Annotated in this window: 21 protein-coding genes; 17 read left to right on the forward strand and 4 right to left on the reverse strand. The window is 54.4% G+C overall.

Going from position 1 to position 23,997, the window contains the following annotated elements; all coding sequences use genetic code 11:
• The first annotated feature begins 1 nt into the window (after window position 1).
• The 17 genes from hisC to AC07NR_RS25300 all read left to right on the forward strand — a co-directional run bounded on the left by hisC (window position 2) and on the right by AC07NR_RS25300 (window position 20,211).
• Window positions 2–1,114: a histidinol-phosphate transaminase gene (gene hisC, locus AC07NR_RS25220; RefSeq protein WP_438299352.1), complete on the forward strand. Its 1,113-nt coding sequence runs from the start codon at window positions 2–4 to the stop codon at window positions 1,112–1,114.
• 28 nt (window positions 1,115–1,142) lie between these two features.
• The gene (locus tag AC07NR_RS25225) at window positions 1,143–3,350 is read left to right on the forward strand and encodes a bifunctional prephenate dehydrogenase/3-phosphoshikimate 1-carboxyvinyltransferase (protein ID WP_495079772.1); all 2,208 of its coding nucleotides are present in this window, start codon (window positions 1,143–1,145) and stop codon (window positions 3,348–3,350) included.
• Window positions 3,347–4,036, forward strand: coding sequence for a (d)CMP kinase (cmk, locus tag AC07NR_RS25230; protein ID WP_007950916.1), 690 nt, complete (start codon window positions 3,347–3,349; stop codon window positions 4,034–4,036). The genes AC07NR_RS25225 and cmk overlap by 4 nt, the downstream gene beginning before the upstream one ends.
• Before the next feature lie 120 nt (window positions 4,037–4,156).
• The gene (gene rpsA / locus AC07NR_RS25235; RefSeq protein ID WP_007950918.1) at window positions 4,157–5,842 is read left to right on the forward strand and encodes a 30S ribosomal protein S1; all 1,686 of its coding nucleotides are present in this window, start codon (window positions 4,157–4,159) and stop codon (window positions 5,840–5,842) included.
• Window positions 5,843–6,048: 206 nt separating this feature from the next.
• Window positions 6,049–6,327, forward strand: a complete 279-nt coding sequence (locus AC07NR_RS25240) for a hypothetical protein (protein ID WP_134827705.1) — start codon at window positions 6,049–6,051, stop codon at window positions 6,325–6,327.
• Window positions 6,328–6,479: 152 nt separating this feature from the next.
• Window positions 6,480–6,776 (forward strand): integration host factor subunit beta, encoded by a 297-nt coding sequence (gene ihfB, locus AC07NR_RS25245; RefSeq protein ID WP_003189779.1) that lies wholly within the window; start codon window positions 6,480–6,482, stop codon window positions 6,774–6,776.
• Between the two features lie 30 nt (window positions 6,777–6,806).
• On the forward strand, window positions 6,807–7,046 hold the full coding sequence (locus AC07NR_RS25250) for a lipopolysaccharide assembly protein LapA domain-containing protein (protein WP_248740164.1): 240 nt from the start codon (window positions 6,807–6,809) through the stop codon (window positions 7,044–7,046).
• A 221-nt stretch (window positions 7,047–7,267) separates the two neighbouring features.
• On the forward strand, window positions 7,268–8,344 hold the full coding sequence (gene rfbB / locus AC07NR_RS25255; protein ID WP_248740165.1) for a dTDP-glucose 4,6-dehydratase: 1,077 nt from the start codon (window positions 7,268–7,270) through the stop codon (window positions 8,342–8,344).
• Window positions 8,341–9,234 carry a dTDP-4-dehydrorhamnose reductase gene (gene rfbD / locus AC07NR_RS25260; protein ID WP_248740166.1) on the forward strand — a complete coding sequence of 298 codons (894 nt, stop codon included), beginning with the start codon at window positions 8,341–8,343 and terminating at the stop codon, window positions 9,232–9,234. Before rfbB ends, rfbD begins: the two co-directional genes overlap by 4 nt.
• Window positions 9,231–10,121: a glucose-1-phosphate thymidylyltransferase RfbA gene (gene rfbA / locus AC07NR_RS25265; RefSeq protein WP_134827701.1), complete on the forward strand. Its 891-nt coding sequence runs from the start codon at window positions 9,231–9,233 to the stop codon at window positions 10,119–10,121. Before rfbD ends, rfbA begins: the two co-directional genes overlap by 4 nt.
• A gap of 52 nt (window positions 10,122–10,173) precedes the next feature.
• Window positions 10,174–11,097 carry a glycosyltransferase gene (locus tag AC07NR_RS25270; RefSeq protein ID WP_495079708.1) on the forward strand — a complete coding sequence of 308 codons (924 nt, stop codon included), beginning with the start codon at window positions 10,174–10,176 and terminating at the stop codon, window positions 11,095–11,097.
• Window positions 11,094–12,056: a UDP-glucose 4-epimerase family protein gene (locus tag AC07NR_RS25275; protein WP_495079709.1), complete on the forward strand. Its 963-nt coding sequence runs from the start codon at window positions 11,094–11,096 to the stop codon at window positions 12,054–12,056. Before AC07NR_RS25270 ends, AC07NR_RS25275 begins: the two co-directional genes overlap by 4 nt.
• Window positions 12,053–13,075: an MraY family glycosyltransferase gene (locus AC07NR_RS25280; protein WP_134827698.1), complete on the forward strand. Its 1,023-nt coding sequence runs from the start codon at window positions 12,053–12,055 to the stop codon at window positions 13,073–13,075. The genes AC07NR_RS25275 and AC07NR_RS25280 overlap by 4 nt, the downstream gene beginning before the upstream one ends.
• 291 nt (window positions 13,076–13,366) lie before the next feature.
• Window positions 13,367–14,464: an acyltransferase family protein gene (locus AC07NR_RS25285; RefSeq protein WP_495079710.1), complete on the forward strand. Its 1,098-nt coding sequence runs from the start codon at window positions 13,367–13,369 to the stop codon at window positions 14,462–14,464.
• A gap of 75 nt (window positions 14,465–14,539) precedes the next feature.
• A complete protein-coding gene (locus tag AC07NR_RS25290; RefSeq protein ID WP_134827696.1) occupies window positions 14,540–15,358 on the forward strand; it encodes an ABC transporter permease in 819 nt (272 codons plus the stop codon).
• Window positions 15,348–16,700 (forward strand): ABC transporter ATP-binding protein, encoded by a 1,353-nt coding sequence (locus AC07NR_RS25295; RefSeq protein WP_134827695.1) that lies wholly within the window; start codon window positions 15,348–15,350, stop codon window positions 16,698–16,700. The genes AC07NR_RS25290 and AC07NR_RS25295 overlap by 11 nt, the downstream gene beginning before the upstream one ends.
• Entirely contained in the window at window positions 16,693–20,211 is a 3,519-nt protein-coding gene (locus AC07NR_RS25300; protein WP_248740172.1) for a glycosyltransferase, read from the forward strand. Before AC07NR_RS25295 ends, AC07NR_RS25300 begins: the two co-directional genes overlap by 8 nt.
• 206 nt (window positions 20,212–20,417) lie before the next feature.
• Here AC07NR_RS25300 and AC07NR_RS25305 read toward each other — a convergent pair whose 3' ends face one another.
• The 4 genes from AC07NR_RS25305 to AC07NR_RS25320 are packed head-to-tail and all read right to left on the reverse strand — an operon-like array spanning window position 20,418 to window position 23,808.
• Window positions 20,418–20,813, reverse strand: coding sequence for a GtrA family protein (locus AC07NR_RS25305; RefSeq protein ID WP_225739916.1), 396 nt, complete (start codon window positions 20,811–20,813; stop codon window positions 20,418–20,420).
• Window position 20,814: 1 nt separating this feature from the next.
• On the reverse strand, window positions 20,815–21,765 hold the full coding sequence (locus tag AC07NR_RS25310; protein WP_248740173.1) for a WxcM-like domain-containing protein: 951 nt from the start codon (window positions 21,763–21,765) through the stop codon (window positions 20,815–20,817).
• A complete protein-coding gene (locus AC07NR_RS25315) occupies window positions 21,762–22,697 on the reverse strand; it encodes a glycosyltransferase family 2 protein (protein ID WP_134827691.1) in 936 nt (311 codons plus the stop codon). Before AC07NR_RS25315 ends, AC07NR_RS25310 begins: the two co-directional genes overlap by 4 nt.
• 1 nt (window position 22,698) lies before the next feature.
• The gene (locus AC07NR_RS25320; RefSeq protein ID WP_248740174.1) at window positions 22,699–23,808 is read right to left on the reverse strand and encodes a DegT/DnrJ/EryC1/StrS family aminotransferase; all 1,110 of its coding nucleotides are present in this window, start codon (window positions 23,806–23,808) and stop codon (window positions 22,699–22,701) included.
• Window positions 23,809–23,997: the final 189 nt, after the last annotated feature.

Here is a 23,997-nt window from a genome sequence, read left to right on the forward strand (position 1 = left end):
AATGAGTGGCAACTTCCTCGCTCTGGCACAGCCGGGCGTGCAACAACTTTCGCCATACGTTCCGGGCAAGCCCGTGGACGAACTGGCGCGCGAGCTGGATCTGGATCCGGCGAGCATCGTCAAGCTGGCGAGCAACGAAAACCCGCTGGGTGCGAGCCCGAAAGCGCTGGCCGCAATCCGCGAAGCGCTGGACGAGCTGACCCGTTATCCGGACGGCAACGGTTTTGCCCTGAAGTCCCTGCTGGCCGAGCAGTGCCGCGTCGAGCTGAACCAGGTGACCCTGGGCAACGGCTCCAACGACATTCTCGAGCTGGTGGCGCGGGCCTACCTGGCGCCGGGCCTGAACGCGGTGTTCAGTGAGCACGCGTTCGCGGTCTACCCGATCGCGACCCAGGCGGTCGGCGCTCAGGCCAAAGTGGTTCCGGCCAAGGATTGGGGGCATGACTTGCCAGCGATGCTGGCCGCCATCGACGCCAACACCCGCGTCGTGTTCATCGCCAACCCGAACAACCCGACCGGTACCTGGTTCGGTGCCGAAGCGCTGGACGAGTTCCTGCAGGACGTACCGGAGCACGTGCTGGTGGTGCTGGACGAGGCTTACATCGAATACGCCGAAGGCAGCGATCTGCCGGATGGTCTGGATTTCCTCGCGGCTTACCCGAATCTGCTGGTCTCGCGCACCTTCTCCAAGGCCTACGGTCTGGCGGCGCTGCGCGTTGGTTATGGCCTCTCCACTCCGGTAGTGGCGGACGTGCTGAACCGCGTACGGCAACCGTTCAACGTCAACAGCCTGGCCTTGGCCGCGGCGTGTGCGGCGCTGAAGGACGAGGAATACCTGGCTCAGAGCCGTCAGCTCAACGAGTCCGGCATGCAACAGCTGGAAGCGGGTTTCCGCGAGCTGGATCTGAGCTGGATTCCGTCCAAGGGCAACTTTATCTGCGTCGACCTCGGTCAGGTGGCGGCTCCGGTGTTCCAGGGCCTGCTGCGCGAAGGCGTGATCGTGCGTCCGGTGGCCAACTACGGCATGCCGAACCATCTGCGGGTGACTATCGGTCTGCCGGCGGAAAACAGCCGCTTCCTCGAAGCGCTGCGCAAGGTTCTGGCTCGTGGGTGATGTCACTGCGCTGCAATCTGCTGCACCTATGATCGGGCGCCTGGTGGTGGTCGGTCTGGGGTTGATCGGTGGTTCGTTTGCCAAAGGCTTGCGTGAAAGCGGCGTGTGCCGCGAAGTGGTCGGGGTCGATCTCGATCCGCAATCACGCAAGCTGGCGGTCGAGTTGGGTGTGGTGGATCGCTGCGAAGAGGATCTGGTGGCTGCCTGCCAGGGCGCGGACGTGATCCAGTTGGCGGTGCCGATCCTGGCCATGGAAAAAGTGCTGGCCCGTCTGGCCGGCATGGATCTGGGGCAAGCGATCCTGACGGACGTCGGCAGTGCCAAGGGCAATGTGGTGCGTGCGGCGAGCGAAGCGTTCGGCGGCATGCCGGCGCGCTTCGTGCCGGGTCATCCGATTGCCGGCTCCGAGCAGAGCGGGGTGGAAGCCTCCAACTCAGAGCTGTTTCGTCGTCACAAGGTGATACTGACCCCGCTGGAGCAGACCGATCCGGCTGCGCTGGCGGTGGTCGATCGCCTGTGGCGCGAACTCGGTGCCGATGTCGAGCACATGCAGGTCGAGCGTCACGATGAAGTACTGGCGGCGACCAGTCATCTGCCGCACCTGCTGGCCTTCGGTCTGGTCGATTCGCTGGCCAAGCGCAATGAAAACCTTGAGATCTTCCGTTACGCTGCGGGCGGTTTTCGCGATTTCACAAGAATCGCCGGAAGCGACCCGGTCATGTGGCATGACATCTTTCTCGCCAATCGCGAGGCTGTCCTGCGCACACTCGATACATTTCGCAGCGACCTCGACGCCTTGCGCGACGCGGTCGATGCAGGGGATGGGCACCAATTGTTGGGCGTCTTCACGCGCGCCCGGGTTGCCCGCGAGCATTTCAGTAAAATCCTGGCCCGCAGGGCCTATGTGGACGCTATGAATTCCAACGATCTGATCTTCCTGGCTCAACCTGGTGGCCGCCTGTCCGGTCGGATTCGCGTACCGGGTGACAAATCGATTTCCCACCGTTCGATCATGCTCGGCTCCCTGGCTGAAGGCGTCACCGAAGTCGAAGGCTTCCTCGAGGGCGAAGATGCCCTGGCGACCCTGCAGGCGTTCCGCGACATGGGCGTGGTCATCGAAGGCCCGCATCACGGCCGCGTGACCATCCACGGTGTCGGCCTGCACGGCCTGAAGCCTGCGCCGGGCCCGATCTATCTGGGCAACTCCGGTACTTCGATGCGCCTGCTGTCCGGTCTGCTGGCCGCGCAGGATTTCGACAGCACCCTGACCGGTGATGCGTCGCTGTCCAAGCGTCCGATGAATCGCGTGGCCAACCCGCTGCGGGAAATGGGCGCCGTGATTGAAACCGCTGCCGACGGTCGTCCGCCGATGACCATTCGTGGTGGTCACAAGCTCAAGGGGCTGACCTACACCATGCCGATGGCCAGTGCCCAGGTGAAATCCTGCCTGCTGCTGGCGGGTCTGTACGCCGAAGGCAAGACCACCGTGACCGAGCCGGCCCCGACCCGCGACCATACCGAGCGCATGCTGCGCGGCTTCGGCTATTCGGTGAGCGTCAACGGTGCGACGGCATCGGTTGAGTCTGGCGGTAAGCTGACTGCGACCCATATCGAAGTGCCGGGTGACATTTCGTCGTCGGCGTTCTTCCTGGTGGCGGCGTCGATTGCCGAAGGTTCGGAACTGGTGCTCGAACACGTCGGCATCAACCCGACACGTACCGGTGTGATCGACATCCTGCGCCTGATGGGTGCCGACATCACTCTGGAAAACCAGCGTGAAGTGGGTGGCGAGCCGGTTGCCGACCTGCGCGTGCGAGCAGCTAAACTCAAAGGTATCGAGATTCCGGAAGCGCTGGTCCCTCTGGCCATCGACGAGTTCCCGGTACTGTTCGTGGCGGCAGCCTGTGCCGAAGGGCGCACCGTGCTGACCGGCGCCGAAGAGCTGCGGGTCAAGGAATCGGATCGTATCCAGGTCATGGCGGACGGTTTGCTGGCGCTGGGCGTCAAGTGCGAACCGACCCCGGACGGCATCATCATCGACGGCGGCCAGATCGGCGGCGGCGAAGTGCACGGTCATGGCGATCATCGTATCGCGATGGCTTTCAGCGTGGCCTCGCTGCGCGCCACTGCACCGATCCGCATCCATGATTGCGCCAACGTCGCGACATCGTTCCCGAACTTCCTGGCGCTGTGCGCACAGGTCGGCATTCGTGTGGCGCAAGAGGCTCAGTCGTGAACAACATTGCTCCGGTCATCACCATCGATGGGCCAAGCGGCTCGGGCAAAGGCACCGTAGCCGGGATTCTGGCCAAGCGTCTGGGCTGGAATCTGCTGGACTCCGGCGCGTTGTATCGCCTGCTGGCGTTCGCTGCGCACAATCATGGTGTCGACCTGACCAATGAAGAGCTGCTGAAGAAACTGGCCGCTCATCTGGATGTGCAGTTCATCGCAGCGACCGACGGTCAGTTGCAGCGCATCATTCTGGAAGGTGATGAAGTCAGCGATGTCATCCGCACCGAGAGCGTCGGTTCCGGCGCTTCCCAGGTGGCTGCGTTGCCGGCTGTGCGCGAGGCGCTGCTGCAGCGCCAGCGCGCGTTCCAGGAAACGCCGGGCCTGGTGGCCGATGGTCGTGACATGGGAACGGTGGTATTTCCGAATGCGCCGCTGAAGATTTTCCTGACCGCCAGTGCCGAGGAGCGGGCGCGCCGGCGATATTTGCAGTTGAAGGGCAAAGTCGAGGGTGTTAGTCTGTCGAGTCTGCTAGATGAGATCCGTGCGCGCGACGAGCGTGATACCCAGCGAGCGGTGGCCCCGCTCAAGCCGGCGGCCGACGCGATACAGCTGGATTCCACGGAGTTGTCCATCGATCAGGTGCTTGAACGCATCATGAGCGAGATCGCCATTCGCGATATCGCCGGGTGACCAAGAAGGCCACAGGGGACCAGTCATAGTCCTGTGGTGCTTCTTTTTAATGAAACTAACCCACATCGTCTGGGATGTGGAGATGGGCGTACTTTTTCGCCCTAATCAACAGGAATTAAAATGAGCGAAAGCTTTGCGGAACTCTTTGAAGAAAGCCTAAAGACCCTGAACCTTCAGGCAGGCTCCATCATCACCGGTGTTATCGTTGATATCGATTACCAAGCTCGCTGGGTAACCGTTCACGCTGGCCTGAAGTCCGAAGCACTGATCCCTCTGGAGCAGTTCTACAACGACGCTGGCGAACTGAACATCAACGTCGGTGACGAAGTTCACGTTGCTCTGGACTCGGTTGAAGACGGTTTCGGTGAAACCAAGCTGTCCCGTGAAAAAGCCAAGCGCGCTGAATGCTGGATCGTTCTGGAAGCAGCCTTCGCAGCTGAGGAAGTGGTCAAGGGCGTTATCAACGGTAAGGTTAAAGGCGGCTTCACTGTCGACGTTAACGGCATCCGTGCGTTCCTGCCAGGTTCCCTGGTTGACGTCCGTCCAGTGCGCGACACCACGCACCTGGAAGGCAAAGAGCTGGAATTCAAGGTCATCAAACTGGACCAGAAGCGCAACAACGTTGTCGTTTCCCGTCGCAGCGTCCTGGAAGCCGAGAACTCCGCCGAGCGTGAAGCTCTGCTGGAATCCCTGCAAGAAGGCCAGCAAGTCAAAGGTATCGTCAAAAATCTCACCGACTACGGCGCATTCGTCGACCTGGGCGGCGTGGACGGCCTGCTGCACATCACCGACATGGCGTGGAAGCGTATCAAGCACCCTTCCGAAATCGTCAATGTTGGCGACGAGATCGACGTCAAGGTTCTGAAATACGATCGCGAGCGCAATCGTGTTTCCTTGGGCCTGAAGCAACTGGGCGAAGATCCATGGGTTGCTATCAAAGCCCGTTACCCAGAAAGCACTCGCGTTACCGCTCGTGTAACCAACCTGACCGACTACGGCTGCTTCGCTGAGCTGGAAGAAGGCGTTGAAGGTCTGGTACACGTTTCGGAAATGGACTGGACCAACAAGAACATCCACCCTTCGAAAGTCGTACAAGTCGGCGACGAAGTGGAAGTCATGGTTCTGGACATCGACGAAGAGCGTCGTCGTATCTCCCTGGGCATCAAACAGTGCAAGTCGAACCCATGGGAAGACTTCTCTGGCCAGTTCAACAAGGGCGACAAGATCTCCGGCACCATCAAGTCGATCACCGATTTCGGTATCTTCATTGGTCTGGACGGCGGCATCGACGGTCTGGTTCACCTGTCCGACATCTCCTGGAATGAAGTGGGCGAAGAAGCCGTACGTCGTTTCAAGAAGGGCGACGAGCTGGACACCGTTATCCTGTCGGTTGACCCGGAGCGTGAGCGTATCTCCCTGGGTATCAAGCAACTGGAAAGCGATCCGTTCTCCGAGTACGTCTCGGTTAACGACAAAGGCGCAATCGTTACTGGCACCGTGAAAGAAGTTGACGCCAAAGGCGCCATCATCGTTCTGGCCGACGATATCGAAGCGACTCTGAAAGCCTCCGAAATCAGCCGTGACCGCGTTGAAGACGCGCGCAACGTCCTGAAAGAAGGCCAGCAAGTAGAAGCCAAGATCATCAGCGTTGATCGTAAGAGCCGTGTAATCCAGCTGTCGATCAAATCGAAAGACGATGCTGAAGAGAAAGAAGCCATCCAGAGCCTGAAAGCAGCTCCGGAAGGCGAAGCAGCTGACACCACCATGGCGGCACTGCTGCGTCAAGCAATGGCCAAACAGAACTGAGTTCTGTCTGATCATTAAAAAGGGCGACTTCGGTCGCCCTTTTTTGTGCCTGCGATTTGGTGTGGCGTCATGCTGTGTGTTGTCCCGGTGAAACCATTCCCTTTGTGCGGCGGTCTGTTTCTTTAATCGGATCAATCGTCTATTCGCGTCTAGGCTTAGTCTGAAGATCGCAGTAGTCGGGCGTAGTGCCTGGCATAAGGAAGTGAATGAACAAGTTTATTGTCTTGATGGGCATGTTGGCTTTGGCGGGCTGTACTACCAGTGCCAAGACTCATGCGGTGCGCGGCGTCAGTGGCATTGAGGTTGATTGCTCAGGTTTGGGGTCGGGTTGGGAGAAGTGTCAAAAACGTGCGGCGAAAGAATGCAAGGGAGCGGGTTATAAGGTGGTCACCCGATCGGATGATGCCAAGGATGAGGATTTGTTTCCCTTTGGCTTCAATCCCGCAGGCTACGTCACTCGTACCATGCTGGTGATCTGTCGGTGAGGGCGCATTGTGCGGGCAGGTGGCTGGGTGCCCTGAAAATGGGCGTTTCGATGTGGAGAAAGATATGTCAACCCCTGGGCTGTTCAAAATCTTCCGGGCGTGCTAAAACCTTTCAAGCGCTGATCTAGCTGCTTGAAAAAGAAGGGAAAAATATGACGAAGTCGGAGTTGATCGAACGAATTGTCACCCATCAAGGGCTGCTCTCATCGAAGGATGTGGAGTTGGCCATCAAGACTATGCTTGAACAAATGTCCCAATGCCTGGCTACTGGAGATCGTATCGAGATCCGTGGTTTTGGCAGCTTTTCCTTGCATTATCGCGCGCCGCGAGTCGGTCGCAACCCAAAGACCGGCCAGTCTGTCAGTCTTGACGGCAAGTTTGTTCCGCATTTCAAGCCAGGCAAAGAGCTGCGCGATCGCGTGAATGAAGAAGAGGAGGAGGGCGTTTGATCCTCGTTGCTGATTATCAGGGAGATGCTCGTGCGTAATCTCAGGCGCGTACTTCTTGGCGTTTTTATTCTGTTGCTGGTGTTGGCAGTTCTTGCGTTTGTACTTGAGAACCAGCAATCGGTTTCGTTGTTGTTTTTAGGTTGGGCAGGTCCGGAGCTTCCAGTGTCTCTGGTCGTGGTGCTGGCATTGTTGTTCGGTATGTTTGTCGGTCCTATATTCGGCCTGTTTCTGAGACGCTCGTCCAGAGCAGCACGCAAGCGTCTTGTCTGAAACCGGCAGGCGCATGGCGTCTGTCGAAATTGCGCCTCTGCCTGACTATATCCATTAGTAAAAGCTTCATTAAGCTGTAAAATGCGTCCCTTGTTTGATAGTGGCCTATTCCCACATCGATTTAGACTGACTTTGACAGAAGCTTCATTCTTAAGCTTCTGCGTTCATGGATTGACAGTGCTTGTAGTGTCACTGTCCGCAGCTCAAGGGTATGGTTTCGCGTGAAAATTCTAGTAACCGGCGGCGCAGGCTTCATCGGCTCGGCAGTCATCCGTCACATCATTTCCAATACCAACGACGCAGTGATCAACGTCGACAAGCTGACGTATGCCGGTAACCTCGAGTCGCTGGCTGAAGTCAGCGGTAATTCGCGCTATGCATTCGAACGCGTCGATATCTGCGATCGTGAGCAGATCGACCGTGTTTTGCGTGAGCATCAACCAGATGCCATCATGCACCTGGCTGCGGAATCTCATGTCGATCGCTCGATCAGTGGCCCGTCCGAGTTCATTCAGACCAACATCATCGGTACTTACACTCTGCTGGAAGCTGCTCGCCACTATTGGGCGGCATTGGATGATGTGCGTAAAGCCAACTTCCGTTTCCATCATATTTCGACCGACGAAGTTTACGGTGATCTTGAAGGCCCGGAAGACCTTTTCACCGAAACGACGCCTTATCAGCCAAGCTCGCCTTACTCAGCCAGCAAGGCCAGCTCCGATCACCTCGTTCGCGCCTGGGCTCGCACTTATGGCCTGCCGACATTGGTGACCAACTGCTCGAACAACTACGGCCCTTGCCACTTCCCTGAGAAATTGATTCCGCTGATCATTCTCAATGCGCTGGAAGGCAAACCTCTGCCGGTTTACGGCAAAGGCAATCAGGTTCGCGACTGGCTGTATGTCGAAGACCACGCCCGTGCGTTGTACAAAGTCGTGACCGAAGGCGTCGTTGGCGAGACATACAACATTGGCGGCCATAACGAAAAACAGAACATTGAAGTAGTGAACACTCTGTGCGCATTGCTCGATGAACTGCGTCCAGACTCGGCGCATCGCCCTCATGCAAGCCTGATCACTTACGTTCAGGACCGTCCTGGTCACGACCAGCGCTATGCGATCGATGCAAGCAAGATTCAGCGCGAGCTGGGCTGGACTCCGGAAGAAACATTCGAAACCGGCATTCGCAAGACTGTTGAATGGTACTTGAACAATGCTGACTGGGTCGCTCACGTGAAGAGCGGCAGTTACCAGCAGTGGATTGATCAAAATTATGCGGATCGTTCAAACAAGGCATGAAAATCCTCCTGCTGGGTAAGAACGGCCAGGTCGGCTGGGAGTTGCAGCGCTCTCTGGCACCACTTGGCGAGCTGATCGCACTGGATCGCCATTCGATCGATGGATTGAGTGGTGATTTATCGAATCTTGAGGGTTTGCGTTCGACGATCCGCCAGATAAAGCCTGATGTCATTGTCAACGCAGCGGCTTACACCGCCGTTGACAAGGCCGAGTCTGAAGTCGAGCTGGCAGCGCGCGTCAATGCTCAGGCGAGCGGTGTTCTGGCTGAAGAGGCTGCACTCCTTGGCGCCTGGCTGGTTCACTACTCGACCGACTATGTCTTCAGTGGGGAAGGTGCCACGCCTTGGCAGGAGTCGGACAGCGTAGCGCCGGTCAACGCATATGGTGCGAGCAAACTGGCCGGCGAACAGCTCATCACCGCGTCGGGTTGCAAGCATCTGATTTTCCGCACGAGCTGGGTATATGGTGCGCGCGGCAACAATTTTGCCAAGACCATGTTGCGTCTTGCTGCTGATCGCGAAAGCTTGAACGTGATCGCCGATCAGATCGGTGCGCCAACCGGTGCGGACCTGATTGCGGACGTCACCGCGTTGGCCATTCGCCAGGCCTTTCAGCGCCCGGAACTATCGGGGGTGTATCACCTGGCAGCCAGCGGTGAAGTGTCCTGGCATGGCTATGCCAGTCACGTGATTGCATTTGCCAAGGCCAATGGTGAACAGCTTGCCGTACAGGCTGTGAATCCGATCGATACCACTGCTTATCCGACCCCTGCGCGTCGGCCGCTGAATTCACGTTTGAATACTCAGAAGCTGCGCGATAATTTTTCTCTACACTTGCCGGATTGGCAAAGTGGTGTAACCCGAATGCTTAGGGAAGTTTTGAACAAATGACCACGACAAATCGTAAAGGCATCATCCTCGCTGGTGGTTCGGGTACGCGCCTGCACCCGTTGACTCTGGGTGTCTCCAAGCAAATGTTGCCGATTTACGACAAGCCGATGATTTTCTATCCGCTTTCGGTGCTGATGCTGGCGGGAATGCGCGAAATCCTGATTATTTCCACTCCGGATGATCTGCCGTGTTTCCGCAAGCTGCTGGGCGATGGCAGTCTGTACGGCATCAAGCTCACTTATGCCGAACAACCGAGCCCGGATGGCCTGGCGCAAGCGTTCATCATCGGTGAAGAGTTCATCGGTCAGGACCCATGCTGCCTGATTCTGGGCGACAACATCTTCTACGGTCAGCACTTCTCGGACAACTTGCGTTCTGCCAGCTCCCAGCAGCAGGGGGCTACCGTTTTCGGCTACCACGTCTCCGACCCGGAGCGCTTTGGGGTCGTCGAGTTTGACCAGAACGGGCGCGCGCTGAGCATCGAAGAAAAACCACTGAAGCCAAAATCCAACTATGCGGTAACAGGCCTGTATTTCTACGATAACGATGTTGTCGAGATCGCTAAAAACATCAAGCCTTCGGAGCGTGGTGAGCTGGAAATTACCGACGTGAATCGTGCGTACCTCGAACGCAAGACACTCAACGTCGAAATGCTGGGCCGTGGTTTTGCCTGGCTGGATACCGGCACTCACGACTCGTTGCTGGAGGCCAGTCACTTCGTTCATACCATCGAGCAGCGTCAAGGCTTGAAAGTCGCCTGCCTGGAAGAAATTGCCTATCACAACGGCTGGATCACCGCCGCCGAACTGGAAGCTCAGGCAGACGCCCTGAAAAAAACCGGTTATGGACAGTATTTGAGAAAGCTTTTGGACATGAGCGCTCGCTGATCAGAGTGTTGTCTGTTGCCATTAGCGTAACCATCATGCAAACAGGAAAGGCATGCCAGTCAGATCTCCCAAGGTTGCAGTTTTGCTGGCTGCCTACAATGGAATGCAGTGGATCGAAGAGCAGCTTGATTCGATTCTCAACCAGTCGGGTGTCGACGTAGCTGTTTATATCAGCGTCGATCGCTCTACTGATGGTACGCAGGCCTGGTGTGCGGCTTATGCGGTCGATCATCCCTGCGTCAAGCTGCTTCCTGAGGCAGGGAAGTTCGGCGGAGCATCACGCAATTTCTTTCGATTGATGCGTGATGTGGATTTCGAGCCTTATGATTTCGTAGCGTTTTCCGATCAGGACGATGTCTGGCACGTTGAAAAACTGCAGCGAGCAATCACTGCGATTCAATATCGTCAGGTTGAAGCGTACTCAAGCAACGTTACGGCTTTTTGGCCGGACGGTAAAACTTCCCTTCTGGACAAGGCACAACCCCAGGTCGCATGGGACTTCCTGTTCGAGGCTGCCGGGCCGGGTTGCACTTATGTATTCAATAAGCAATTTTCTCAAACCCTGAAAAAATCGATGCTCAATCATTGGCAGGAATTGCAGAAGGTCAGCCTGCATGATTGGTACTTCTATGCGTATGCCCGTAGCCATGGTTTTCGTTGGCATATCGATCCGCAACCCACCATGGAATACCGCCAACATGAAAACAATCAGGTTGGCGCCAACACAGGGTTGAGCTCGTTGGTTTCACGCTACAAAACCATTCATGACGGTTGGTGGTTCGCACAGGTGCGCATGATCAGCTTGTTGGTCGGGCAGGGCGACGATCCGTTTGTGAAAGGCTGGCTACAGCTGCGACGCCGGCAATTGATGAAGTTGTCATTCAGTGCGTGGAAGTGTCGGCGCCGTGTCCGGGATAAAATCTTTTTCTTTTGCATCTGCTGGGCAACTGCCTTGTTGGGGAATAAGCATTCATGAGCGCTCTTCGAGTACTGGTGACGGGCGCTAATGGATTTGTCGGGGAGGCCGTGGTTTTCAGTTTATTGCTGAACAAGCGCTTTTCCCCGATTGCGGCAGTGCGGGGTTCAACCCGGCTGAACGGATTATGTCCGGCTGTGTCTTTCGATCTTGCCGACTCGGCAAACTTGCCTTCGCTTGTTGCCGTCGACGTTGTTATTCATGCCGCGGCCCGTGTGCACGTCATGAAAGAAACAGCAGCAGACGCATTGGCGGAGTTTCGCAAGATCAACGTTGAAGGCACTCTCAGGTTGGCGCAGCACGCTGCCGACGCGGGTGTAAAGCGCTTCATCTTCATAAGTTCAATCAAGGTCAATGGCGAAAGTACTGCCGAGGGCAAACCGTTCAAGGCAGATGACACGCCGGCGCCGTCCGATGCTTATGGTGTATCCAAATACGAAGCTGAAGAACGATTGAAGCGGCTCAGTCGGGAAACCGGTATGGAAGTTGTCATCATTCGTCCACCGCTGGTCTACGGGCCGGGCGTCAAAGCCAACTTTCTCAGCATGATGCGTTGGCTGGACAGGGGCGTACCGCTGCCATTGGGTGCGATCTCCAATCAACGAAGCCTTGTCGCCATTGGCAATCTGGTGGATTTGATCATTACTTGTATCAGCCATTCGAAAGCTGCAGGCGAAACTTTTCTGGTCAGCGATGGCGAGGACTTGTCTACAACGGGGCTCTTGCAGCGCCTGGCCCGTGCACTCGGTAAAAAACCGCGGTTGTTAAAGTTTCCGCAGTGGTTGCTGGTGACCGTGGCCTCGGTACTGGGCAGGCGTGCGCTCGCTCAACGAATTTGCGGGTCGCTGCAAGTTGATACTCAAAAGACTCGTGAACTATTGGGCTGGAGGCCGCCCGTTAACGTCGATGAAGCCATGCTCAAGACTGCGTGCCACTATTTTAAAGAGCAATCGAAATGATTTTTTGCTGGCAGTTGCTCGCGGTGTTCCTGGCTTCCTGGATGTTGACATTGATTTTGCGTCGATATGCATTGGCAAAAAGCCTGATGGATGTGCCGAATGAGCGCAGTTCTCATACTGTCCCAACGCCTCGCGGAGGAGGGGTGGCAATTGTTGTCACCTTCCTCGCCGCTTTACCGTTCATGACTCTGTCGGGCCTGATGAGTCCGGCGTTGATGTATGCACTGTCAGGTGCCGGCATTTTGGTTGCGGTATTGGGTTTCGCCGATGATCACGGACATATCGCAGCGCGGTGGAGGCTGCTGGGGCATTTCGCTGCGGCCGCATGGGCGCTGTTCTGGCTTGGAGGTATGGCTCCCGTAGCTTTTTTTGGGGCAGCGATTGATCTCGGTATCGCGGGTACGGTACTGGCGTTGATTTATCTGGTCTGGATGCTCAATCTTTACAATTTCATGGATGGTATCGATGGAATTGCCAGTGTCGAAGCCATCTGCGCGTGCGTCGGCGTCTGCCTGGTATATGGTTTGACGGGGCACCTCGATTTCACGTGGGTTGCACTCGCGCTGGCCGCCGCGGTCGGTGGGTTTTTATGCTGGAATTTTCCACCTGCCCGAATTTTCATGGGGGATGCGGGAAGCGGATTCCTGGGGTTCGTGCTGGGGGTGCTCAGTCTGCATGCCGCTTGGTCGGCGCCCGAGTTGCTTTGGAGCTGGGTGATTCTACTGGGCGTATTCATCGTCGATGCGACGTGGACGCTGTGCCGACGTCTGATCAACGGTGACAAGGTCTATCAGGCTCACCGTAGTCACGCCTATCAATACGCATCCCGGCAATACCAAAGCCATAAGGCTGTGGTGTTCGCCGTTATCGGCATCAACGTTGTATGGCTGCTTCCTCTGTCGATAGCAGTCGGAATGGGCCTCGTCCCCGCATTGGCCGGCGTGGCGATCGCCTACTGTCCTCTGGTTGTGCTGGCCTGTCTGTACCGTGCGGGCAAACGGGAAGAGGTATCACAATAGTCGCCTCCTTCATGACTCCTTCTCGCGTTTGCTGGCTAAATGCCGATGTTCCAGGCAGCCAATGATCAGCGCCCTTGTCGTGTGGTCCACGAGCCAGGAGAGAGCGGGAGGGCGGGAGGGCGGTGAGCGGGTTCGACAATGAAGGTTGCAGATGATGATATGATTCGCAGCCGTCAGCGGGGGAGCGGGGCGCCAGCGCTTGAGCTTGAAAGGCGTCCTCCAGGTTTCATTCATAGTTTGTATACGCATGCTCTTCGATACATGCGAAGTTGATTGGCTCGGGAGCAGGAAATGCTGCATAAAGACAATAATTTAAATTTGTTACGGCTTATCGCCGCGCTGATGGTTCTTTATGCGCACTCTTTCATGTTCTACGGAAAGCCGTCCGTCGGCTTTCTGGGGCTTAGTTCCTATGGCGGCCTTGGGATCGATATATTTTTTGTAATCAGCGGTTACTTGATTACGAAAAGCTGGGGTTCCAATCCGGTGCCTCGCGATTTTCTGATGAAGCGGGCTTTAAGAATATTTCCAGCCCTGATCGTTGTCGTGTTGGTCAGCATGCTTTTGCTCGGACCGATTTTCACGACGCTCAGTTTGAAAGAATACTTTTTGCACCCGTACTTTACCGGTTATCTGAAGAACATCATTCTGAAACCGGTATTTTCATTACCAGGTGTATTTGAACAGTCAAAGGTCCCGGGCGCCGTGAATGGCTCGTTGTGGAGCCTACCTGTCGAGTTCTTCATGTATCTGGTGGTCATGGGGCTGGGCATGCTGTTCAAGGGGGGGCGCCTGGTCTATGCCGCGGTCACGGCGCTGTTCGCGGCGGTGGTGGTGTTCTGGTGCTGGCGGGATGCCCCCATGGTGGTGATCTACGGAACCGATATCCGGCAAGTATTCCTGACCGGAGTCTATTTCATGATCGGTGCCTGTTTTGCAAAATTTCGCCTGGAGCGCTGGCTTAGCCTGTCAGGTGTTTTTGTAATGCTGATGGCGACCATTTTGCTTGCGCCTTATCCCGAATTCACCAATGTCCTGCCATGGATTACCGTGCCCTACATCGTGTTAGCTTATGGATTGTCCAGTAGTTGGCTGGGCACTTTTGTCAATAAAGTGGGTGACTGCTCCTACGGAGTCTACATCTATGCTTTCCCGGTGCAGCAGGCTGTCTTGCTTAAGTATCCGGATATCTCTTTCGGTACTTATCTTTCGGTCACGATTTTGATTTCGTTGGCCCTGGGATATTGCTCCTGGCATTTGATTGAAAAAAGAGCGTTGAAATTCAAACCGAAAGAGCTGACACCTTCAACCGATCAAACGCTCGTGGCTCGGCCGGGCGCACAGTCTGTCGATGCTGAAAGCCAGGGCGCTGCGGGCTCTAGAAATTGATACATCAGAAAGGTCATCACGTAGGGAAGATGTTATGAGTCGTTCAGGAATTTTTATTTGTAAGGTGTTTGCTTGATGCAAAATTTTTCAGCAAGTCCCAGGGAAATGATCGCAAGCCTCTGGCGGCATAGAAACCTGATCAAGTCGTTTGTACAGCGGGATGTTCTCGGTCGCTATCGTGGCTCGTTCATGGGGATTCTTTGGTCCTTTCTGAACCCGTTGTTTATGCTGGTTGTGTATACATTTGTGTTCAGCGTTATTTTCAAGGCCCGCTGGGGAACCGGCAGTGACTCCAAAACCGAGTTCGCCCTGATTCTCTTCGCCGGACTGATGGTTTTCAGCCTGTTTGCCGAATGCGTGAACCGTGCTCCCGGATTAATCCTCGGCAACCCGAACTATGTGAAAAAGGTCGTTTTTCCTCTGGAAATTCTTCCATGGGTCAATTTGGGCTCTGCACTTTTTCATGGTGCTATCAGCCTTGCTGTCTGGATGCTGGCTTATGTCATCTTTTTTGGCATCCCGCACGCGACGGCACTGTTCTTGCCACTGATCCTGCTCCCCTTGATTTTCTTCATCATGGGATTGAGCTGGGCTTTGGCATCGTTGGGCGTTTACCTGCGTGATGCCGCGCAGTTCGTCGGTATTGTCACCAGTACGCTGATGTTCCTTTCGCCAATCTTCTATCCGGTCACTGCATTGCCTGAGCGTTATCGCGGATTGCTTTATCTGAATCCGATGACGCCCGTGATCGAGCAGACTCGGGACGCTCTCTATTGGGGCAAGGCTCCGGACTTCGCCATGCTTGGGCTTTATTTGATCGTCACTGTATTCGTTGCATGGTTAGGCTTTGCCTGGTTCCAGAAGACGCGTAAGGGGTTTGCTGATGTCCTCTGAAATTTCTATAAAAGTCGAAAACTTGAGTAAGTGCTATCAAATTTATGAACAGCCTCGTGATCGTCTCAAGCAGTTTGTGATGCCCCCTTTGCAGCGCGCCATGGGGCAAGCTGCGAAACAGTACTTCCGGGAGTTCTGGGCACTTAAAGATGTTTCGTTCGAAGTGCGAAAGGGTGAGACCGTCGGGATTATCGGCCGTAATGGCAGCGGCAAATCGACCCTTCTGCAAATGATCTGTGGCACGCTCCAGCCGACCAGTGGCAGTGTGACGACGTCCGGGCGTATCGCGGCGTTGCTGGAACTCGGCTCCGGTTTCAATCCGGAGTTCAGTGGCCGCGAAAACGTCTATATGAACGCCGGCATTCTTGGCCTGAGTAAAAGTGAGATTGACGCACGATATGACGCGATTCTGGAGTTTGCAGAGATCGGCGAATTCATCGAACAGCCCGTCAAGACTTACTCGAGCGGCATGTATGTGCGCCTTGCATTCGCAGTCATCGCCAACGTTGATGCCGATATCTTGGTCATCGATGAAGCACTGGCCGTCGGAGACATATTCTTCACGCAAAAATGCATGCGTTTTCTCGCGGAATTCAAAAAACGCGGAACAATCCTGTTCGTAACTCACGACACGAATAGCGTCATGAGTCTCTGTGAGCGTGCAGTCTGGCTGCAGGCCGGAGATCGCAAAGCCTACAGCGACTCCAAGACTGTTTGTCAGTCCTATCTCGCGGAATATTACGCTTCGTCCGGTTCGACCCAGGCGGTAGCGGAAACCAAGGTCCATGCAGTCCGTGCAGTCGAGGATTACCGGGATGTTCGTCAGGATTTTATCAATGCATCGGTGATCAGAAATGACCTGGAAGTTTTCAGGTTCTCCGACACCGGGGAAAAATTCGGCCTGAGCAAGGCCCATGTTGTTGACGTCTATCTTGGCAGTGAATCCGGTGCACCGATCTCGTGGTTTGTTGGCGGAGAACTGGTTGCACTTGTGGTTAAAATTCACGCGGAAATTGAGTTGGATCAACCGATTGTGGGTTTCCTGGTCAAGGATAAAAATGGTCAGCATCTGTTCGGTGACAACACCTACCTTACCTATGTCGATGACGCTGTAAGCGTCAGCAGTGGCAGTGACTTTGCGGCCACGTTCAAATTCAGAATGCCGATGATGCCCGCTGGCGACTACACAATCGGTGTGGCGATCGCAAACGGTACTCAGGACAATCACGTTATTCATAGTTGGGTTCACGACGCAATCGCCTTCAAGTCCCACAGCACTAGTGTGTCTACAGGATTGGTCGGGATTCCCATGATTGATATCGAGTTGCAGAAAAATGGATAAAAAGTACAATTTTTCGTATGAGCCTGTCAGCGTTTATGCCTGTGCAGTTGATCTTGTACGGAAATGCTCCAGTGCCGGTGCCATACATATCGACTTGGGGTGTGGCTACGCGGCGATTGCTCGTCAGATCGAAAATGGAGGTGTCAGATACATAGGTTTTGATGCCAACCAGGAAAGCGTAAGTACCCTGCAAAGCCATGGTGTCGAAGCTTATGAGTTGGACCTGAGAGATCACGATGCGGTCGTCGCTCAGCTGGCATCGCTCTGCGAAAAGTATTCGACTGTCACAATTTCCATTCTGGATGTTATTGAACATCTCGATTATGACTGTGCACTGTTGAGTCGTATCAAAGAAGCATTTTCTCCCGAACAGAAAGTGTCGCTGGTAATCTCCGTTCCGAACTCTTCCCATATCGACGTCGCTATCAATCTGTTGGCAGGCGACTACGATTATCTGGATACGGGGTTGTTGGATAAGACGCACACAGTTGTGTACACAGAGAAAAACCTGTCTGAAGTCACTCGAAAGAACGGCTGGAGAGAAGTGGCTGCTCGTGACTATCATCTCGAATTCAGTGAGCAATTCTCAAAACAGCCTTCAGTTCTCTTGAACAGGGATGTCGGCATCGGTCGCGACCTGAGAAAGTTAAAGGCCATTCTTGATCCGGCCAGTGACGTATATCAGTTTGTGCGCGCTTATGTGCCAGACGATAGCCTAACCGTCGAAACTCAGGATGACGTCAGCTCGATGAGCGTTTCCGTTTCGCTGGTTTTTCCGGAAAACGTCGTTGAGTCGGAAGTCTCGGCGCTGCATGCCGCTCTTTCAGGGCTGGCAAGTAGTGCGGCAATCGAGTGGGTGTTGCCTGAAAAGTTGTTCGGGAAATTTGCTGGCGCGTTGGCCGTTTCCTTTTACAAAGAAAACGGGCTGGAAAGTTTCGTTGCGACCTCGTTGAAAACCCGTTACTGGTCCTTTGTCAAAAATCCGCAAGAAGTATGTGTCCGTGCACTGAGCGCGTTGATCGAAAACTTCGATGATGCCCGTGGAACCCCTCTCCTGGAATTGGTAGAGGTGCGGGAAATGACAGATGCCAGTCAGTTCCAGATGTTTGCCTCGTTGAGCACCGATGCCTCATGGCACCTCATGATTCCGGCTGATTATGTGGGGCGGTTTCAGGATTTGGAATTTTCGCACGGCGATGAGGGTTGGCAGGGTTTTGCAAGGCGGGCGGCCCTTGCCTGCGGAATCAGCCGCGTAGCCGTTGAATTCTCCACGATTCAGCCAGTCCCGCCGCTACCGATGGAGCGAGCAGCTGCGTTCTCCCTTGTCCTCGCTGACCCGGTGGCAAGCGCCTATATCTTCCGTTCCGACGTGTGGGCAGGTGAGCTCCATGCGGAGTTGCAGCAACTCTCGGCGCGAAACAGTGTGGTTCAGTTTGATAATCAAACGCTCGAGCGTGCCAATGCCGACCTGCAACTGCAGCTGAGTGATCTCGATCAACAGTTTCAGGAGATTGTCACCAGCAAGTCCTGGACGTTGACCCGACCGCTGCGCGGTTTTCGGCGTAAGGTTTCAAGAGCGAAAGATCTGGCCCGTGCATTTGTGCGCAGACCCAGACTGACGCTGAGAGGTGTGGCGCGTGCCATTTATCTGAGAATTCCGGGCCTGAAGTTCGTCTGGTCTTTTTATCTCTACAGAAAAATGAGACTCGCGCAGATTATTCAGGACAAGACATTCTCGGCTGATAATCTTCTGGCCTTGAATGCGCTGTCCAATAATCGCTTTGTTGAAAATGGCCGGGCTGACGTATTCAAAAAGATCGAGGATTTTCCAGAGATTGATATCTCGGTCGTTGCTTATAATAGTGCCCGGTGGGTTGCCAACTTTGTAGCCTCGATCGAGGCGCAAAACTATCCGCTTTCAAAGATCCACCTGAGAGTGGTTGATAACGGTTCTTCCGATAACACGGTTGCATTGTTCGAAGAGTATTTGAGCAAAGAGGCAAGCAGATTTGCCAGTGCGGAAGTGATTCGTCAGCAAAACCTTGGTTTTGGTGCAGGCCACGATCGCGCCATTCGAAAAGGCACTGCGGACTATTGCCTGATCGTCAATCTCGATCTTGAGTTTCTTCCTGATTCCATCGTCAAGGCTGTTACTGCGGCGGTTAATGATCAGAGTACGTCGGCGGCAAGTTGGGAATTTCGTCAAATCCCGTATGAGCATCCAAAGTATTATGACCCGGTTACGCTTGAAACGAACTGGTCGTCCCATGCCTGTGTTTTGCTCAAGCGTGAAGCTTATCTGCGCAGCGGTGGTTATGATCATGCGATTTTCATGTATGGCGAAGACGTAGAGCTTTCTTATCGGTTACGCTCCTTTGGTTACTCGTTGAAGTATCTTCCTGGTGCGACCGTGCTTCACCATACCTATGAAGAGGCAGGAGAGGTCAAGCCGCTGCAGTTTGCCGGCAGTGTGCTGGGCAACACATACATTCGACTGCGCTACGGTTCTTTTTCCGATCGCGTCATTGCCTTCGTTCTGTATGCCGCCCTGTTTATATACCCGTCGCAATTTCCTGGTTCAAAGAAAATGCTGCGGCAGAATGTTCCCAAGCTTCTAAGGAACATTCCCCATTTCTTGAAGGGTAAAGGGCCTGCTTCCGTGAAATTCCCGTTCCGGGGATATGACTATGAGCTGATAAGAGAGGGGGCGTTCTGGTCAGCCGAAGCTGTTTCTGAGGCAGCGGCAATCCCCAAAGTAACGGTCATCACGCGAACCTATAGAGGTCGTGGCATGTTCTTGAAGCAAGCCATGCAGAGTGTGTTCAATCAAACGTATCCGAACATCGAGCTTTTGGTCGCGGAAGACGGTGGAGATACTCAACGCGCCCTCGTGGAATCGCTGGCAGAAGTTGCTCCTGCACACGTTTCCGTGCGATTCCTGGCAAATGAAAAGATAGGCCGCTCGGGTGTCGGTAACGCTGCAATGGCAAATGCCAGCGGCGCTTATTTCATGTTCCTGGATGACGATGACCTATTGTTCTGCGACCATGTTGAAACGTTGATGCAATGTCTCAATGCCGATACTTCAATCGATGCCGCCTACAGTCTGGCGTTCGAGGTAACGACACACGTCAATGAAGACAAAACGTCTTACGTGGAAGAGTTGTTCCATACCCCGGCTGTCTTTCATCAGGAGTGGGATTATGAAGTGATGCGGCGCCATAACTTCATCCCGATTCAATCCATTCTGTTCAAGAAAGAGCTGTACTCGCGCTGGGGCGGTTTTGATCTTGAACTGGATCAGCTGGAAGACTGGAGTCTATGGTTGTGCTACGGCTTTGAAGGAAACTTCCGTTACGTAGCAAAAACGACGTCATTGTTCCGTACACCTGCTGATCAAAACGTACGTGCCGAGCGTCATGCATTGCTGCATGGCGCCTACGATATCGCTGTTGCCAGTGCAAAAGGGCGGATTGAAGCTGTTGCGGGTAAGCCGCTGCAGCCCGTCTGATATCCAGGGCGAATCGCGCTTGACTCACCGTTGAGCGCGTTGTCGGAGAGCGTTTTCTTGCGGGATGCATCGGCAGCATTGATTGCGATAGAGCTGCTGGAGCCCTCACCGTCGATCTGAAGACGTAAAAAAGGAGCAGGCCCTTATGGGGCTGCTCCTTTTTTTGTTGGTGAGGATGAGCGATCAGTCTTGCACGTGATCGGGCCTCAGGATTCGGATCGTTTTGGTTTTGTAAAAACGAGCTTGCTTAATGTGTAGGTAAGGGGCAGTGACAGGACGATCGCAGCCAGTGGTGCCAGAAATTCCGGTAGCGATAGAATCCGAACCCAAAACCAGACTACCAATAAGCCGAACAGGTACTGCGCGACGTAGATCAGCGGGAAAAAAACCACCGACTTTATGCCTTGGTGCTCTTTGAAGACGACGTATCGACTTAGAAGAAACGCCAACAAGATCCCGCATAGGTAGCTGATCGAGTAACTGGTTGTGTAGGCAAAAAAGTTTAACAGGATCAGATAAAGCCCGTAGGTGACGGCGGTGTTGAAGCCGCCGGTCAGCAGAAAACGGAAAAACTTTATCTCGCTCAGTTTTTTCAGGTTCACTTCAAGCTTGCCCGGTGCGGTTTTTTTCCAGCAGGAACTGGTCGTAATCGCGGATATAATCTTCGGGGTCATAATAATCGGAGGTGAATACCAGCAATACTGCGTCAGCCGAGTATTTGTACTGGATGCCCCAGGTCATTGCAGGCAGAAACAAACCGAGAGTATGTGAGTCAAGAACGAATTCTTGTCTGTTCGTGCCGTTGTCAGCGACAACGTGAACGGTCCCTTTGACGGCGATCAGAAACTGATGGCATTCGCGATGGGCGTGTTCGCCGCGAGTTTCAGCTGTCGGGACGTTGGAAACGAGGAAGTAACGTTTCACCGAGAAGGGAATGTCCCGTTCGAACTCGCCGACACTGAGGCTGCCCCGAATATCAACGGCTTCACGCATGCGATGCAGCGTTACGCCGCAAGGATAAACCTCGGATTTGCCAACGTTGCTCGGGCTTTCGACGGTCGTCGTGCTGGTTGCTTTCGCGTCAACATAGCCAATGATCTTCGCGGGGTTTCCTACAACGATCGCGTTGGGCGGAACTGATTTGGTAACGACCGAGCCCGCGCCAACCATTGCTGCCGAGCCGATTGTTATGCCTGGCAAAATAGTGGAGTTTGCACCGAGCGAGGCACCTTTCCTGATGATAGTCCTGGTAAATTCGGTCGGGTAAACCTTGCTGCGAGGGAATTTGTCATTGGTGAACGTAACGTTCGGCCCGACAAACACTTTATCCTCGATGGTAATTCCGTCCCACACCTGCACGCCGCATTTAAGCGTCACTTGGTCCCCGATTTCGACATCGTTCTCAACAAAAACGTGATCGCAAATGTTGCAGTCTTTACCGATTCTTGCATTGGGAAGTACATGTGCAAATGCCCAGATTCGCGAACCTGCGCCGATGTTCCGGGACTCGCAGATAGCCTGCTCGTGAACAAAAAAATTACGTGAATCGGTCATTTGTTGACTCCAAACTCAAGGACTTTCATCGGAATCGCCAATGGGCGTCCTTTTGTATTTTCATAGGTTCGCCAGGCATACGAACCTACAACGCCGAGGCCTAATAAATTGAGGCTGCCAAGAAGCGTGATCATGAATAGCGTCATCGCGTAGCCCGGTACTTCAATAAGGCCCGCCAGTTTCGAAAAAATGACACTGATGCCATATAGCGACGAAAAAATCGAACCCGCGGCGCCGACCCTGATCAACAAGCGGATTGGCAGATCAGTGAAGGAAAACACGCTGTCCATCAGGTAGTTGATTTTCTTCCTGAGTGTCCATGCCGATTTTCCATGCTCCCTGGCCACGCGAGAGTAGAGGACGACTTCTCGACGGAATCCCAGCCAGAAAATTTGTGCAATCAGCGAGCTGTGCCGTTCTTCGAGTTTCAGGAGGTTGTCGCGAAACGCCAGGTTGCAGCCAAACATGTCTACACCGCCAGCTGGCATTTCCGGAATGACATAGCGCTTATACAAGCCCCAGAACGTCTTCGAAGCAAGCTTGGAGAGAAATGGGTCCTCCCGGCTTTCACGTACACCCACAACGACATCGACAGGTTCATTGTTCAGAACCTTATTCATTGTCAGTACGAGGCTCGGTGGCTCCTGCAGGTCTGCAGCCATTACCGCAAATGTGCGACCTTTCGCATGCTGAAGCCCGGTACGAATCGCCATGAACGACCCGAAGTTCTTCGACAAAAGGACCAGCTGCGAAGAGAACTGGCGCATTGGCAGGCTCTCTCGCAGCAGTTCGAATGACTTGTCAGGGCTGCCGTCTACAACAAATACTACTTCCAGTTCACCCTGTAGTTGAACATTAAGATCATCTATGGCCTGTAGCAACGAAGGGATCGATTCTTCGTTGCGGTAAACTGGAATTACAAGCGATAACACCCTAAACCCCCTGTTTGAAGAAGTTGCAGACAACTTCGATAACACGGTTTACCTGTTCAGTCGTCAAACCCGGGAAGCACGGGAGTGAAACGAGTTTTGAACTTGCGGTTTCAGTAACTGGTAGATCAAAAGTGTCATTCAACTTGTAGGCTGTTTGCCAGTGATCGGGAACAGGGTAGTGAATGTCGGTGCTGACGCCTTGCTCTTTCAAGTACTGGGTAAAGGCATCTCTGTTTTCAACACGCAACACGAACAGGTGTGCGACAAAGTCACGATCCAGGCTGGCAGGCAGTTTTACCGGCAGCGCTTTAAAAGCTTCGCAATATTTTTTGGCGATGTCCCGACGTTCCGCGTTCCATTGGTCGAGCAGAGGTAGCTTTACGCGCAATATTGCAGCCTGCATTTCATCCAGGCGGCTGTTGCGTCCCAACGGTACGGTGACATGATATTTGGTCGCCCAGCCATATTGCCGTAGCTTCAGCAAGCGTTCGGCAATCTCTGGCGATGAGGTAACAATCGCGCCGCCGTCACCCAGGGCTCCGAGGTTTTTGGTCGGGTAGAAGCTGAAGCAGGCCAGGTCTCCGAAGGAGCCGCATTGGCCTTGTTCCGAGCGAGCACCATGCGACTGGGCGCAATCCTCCAGTACCGCAGCGCCAGATTCCCGGGCGATCGATGCGAGTTCCTGGATTGCCGCCAGTTGCCCATAAAGATGGGTGACGATGACAACCTTCGCCGGTTGTGCCAATGCTCGCTTCAGCGACTCGGGGCACATGGTAAGGGAATGCTCGTCGACGTCGACGTAAACAGGTATGGCGCCAACCGCTCTGATTGCGGTGCTGCTATAGAAGCCTGCGTTAGCGACGGTAACGACGTGATCGCCAGGACCCACTCCCATGCCGAGCAACGCGATTTCCAGTGCCTCGGAACCATTGGCAACCGAAATGCAGTGCTCTACGCCAACGTAATGGGCGAATGCGCGCTCGAACGCTTTAACCTCCTCACCCATGATGTACCAGTGACGGTTGACAACACGCATGAGTGGTTCGGAAAAGTCGATGCCTGCGTTGGCGGCGACGGCTGAGAAGAGAGGAATTTGTTGTTTGGCGTCCATGGTTTATCCAGAATTTTTGGCTGCGCGCATGATAAAGGGCAAAGGTTTATTACACAATTGGCTATGGGCCCGGCGGGTTCCCTGCCCGATAAACAGGGATCGAAAAAAGTGAATTTCCGGCTGCTTTGCGCCTCTGGGTGCCTGCTTTTTTCTCGGCTTGACGAGGGGTAAGTATGTGCAGGGCTGTAG

It is taken from the genome of Pseudomonas sp. GW821-FHT09C09, assembly GCF_059418105.1.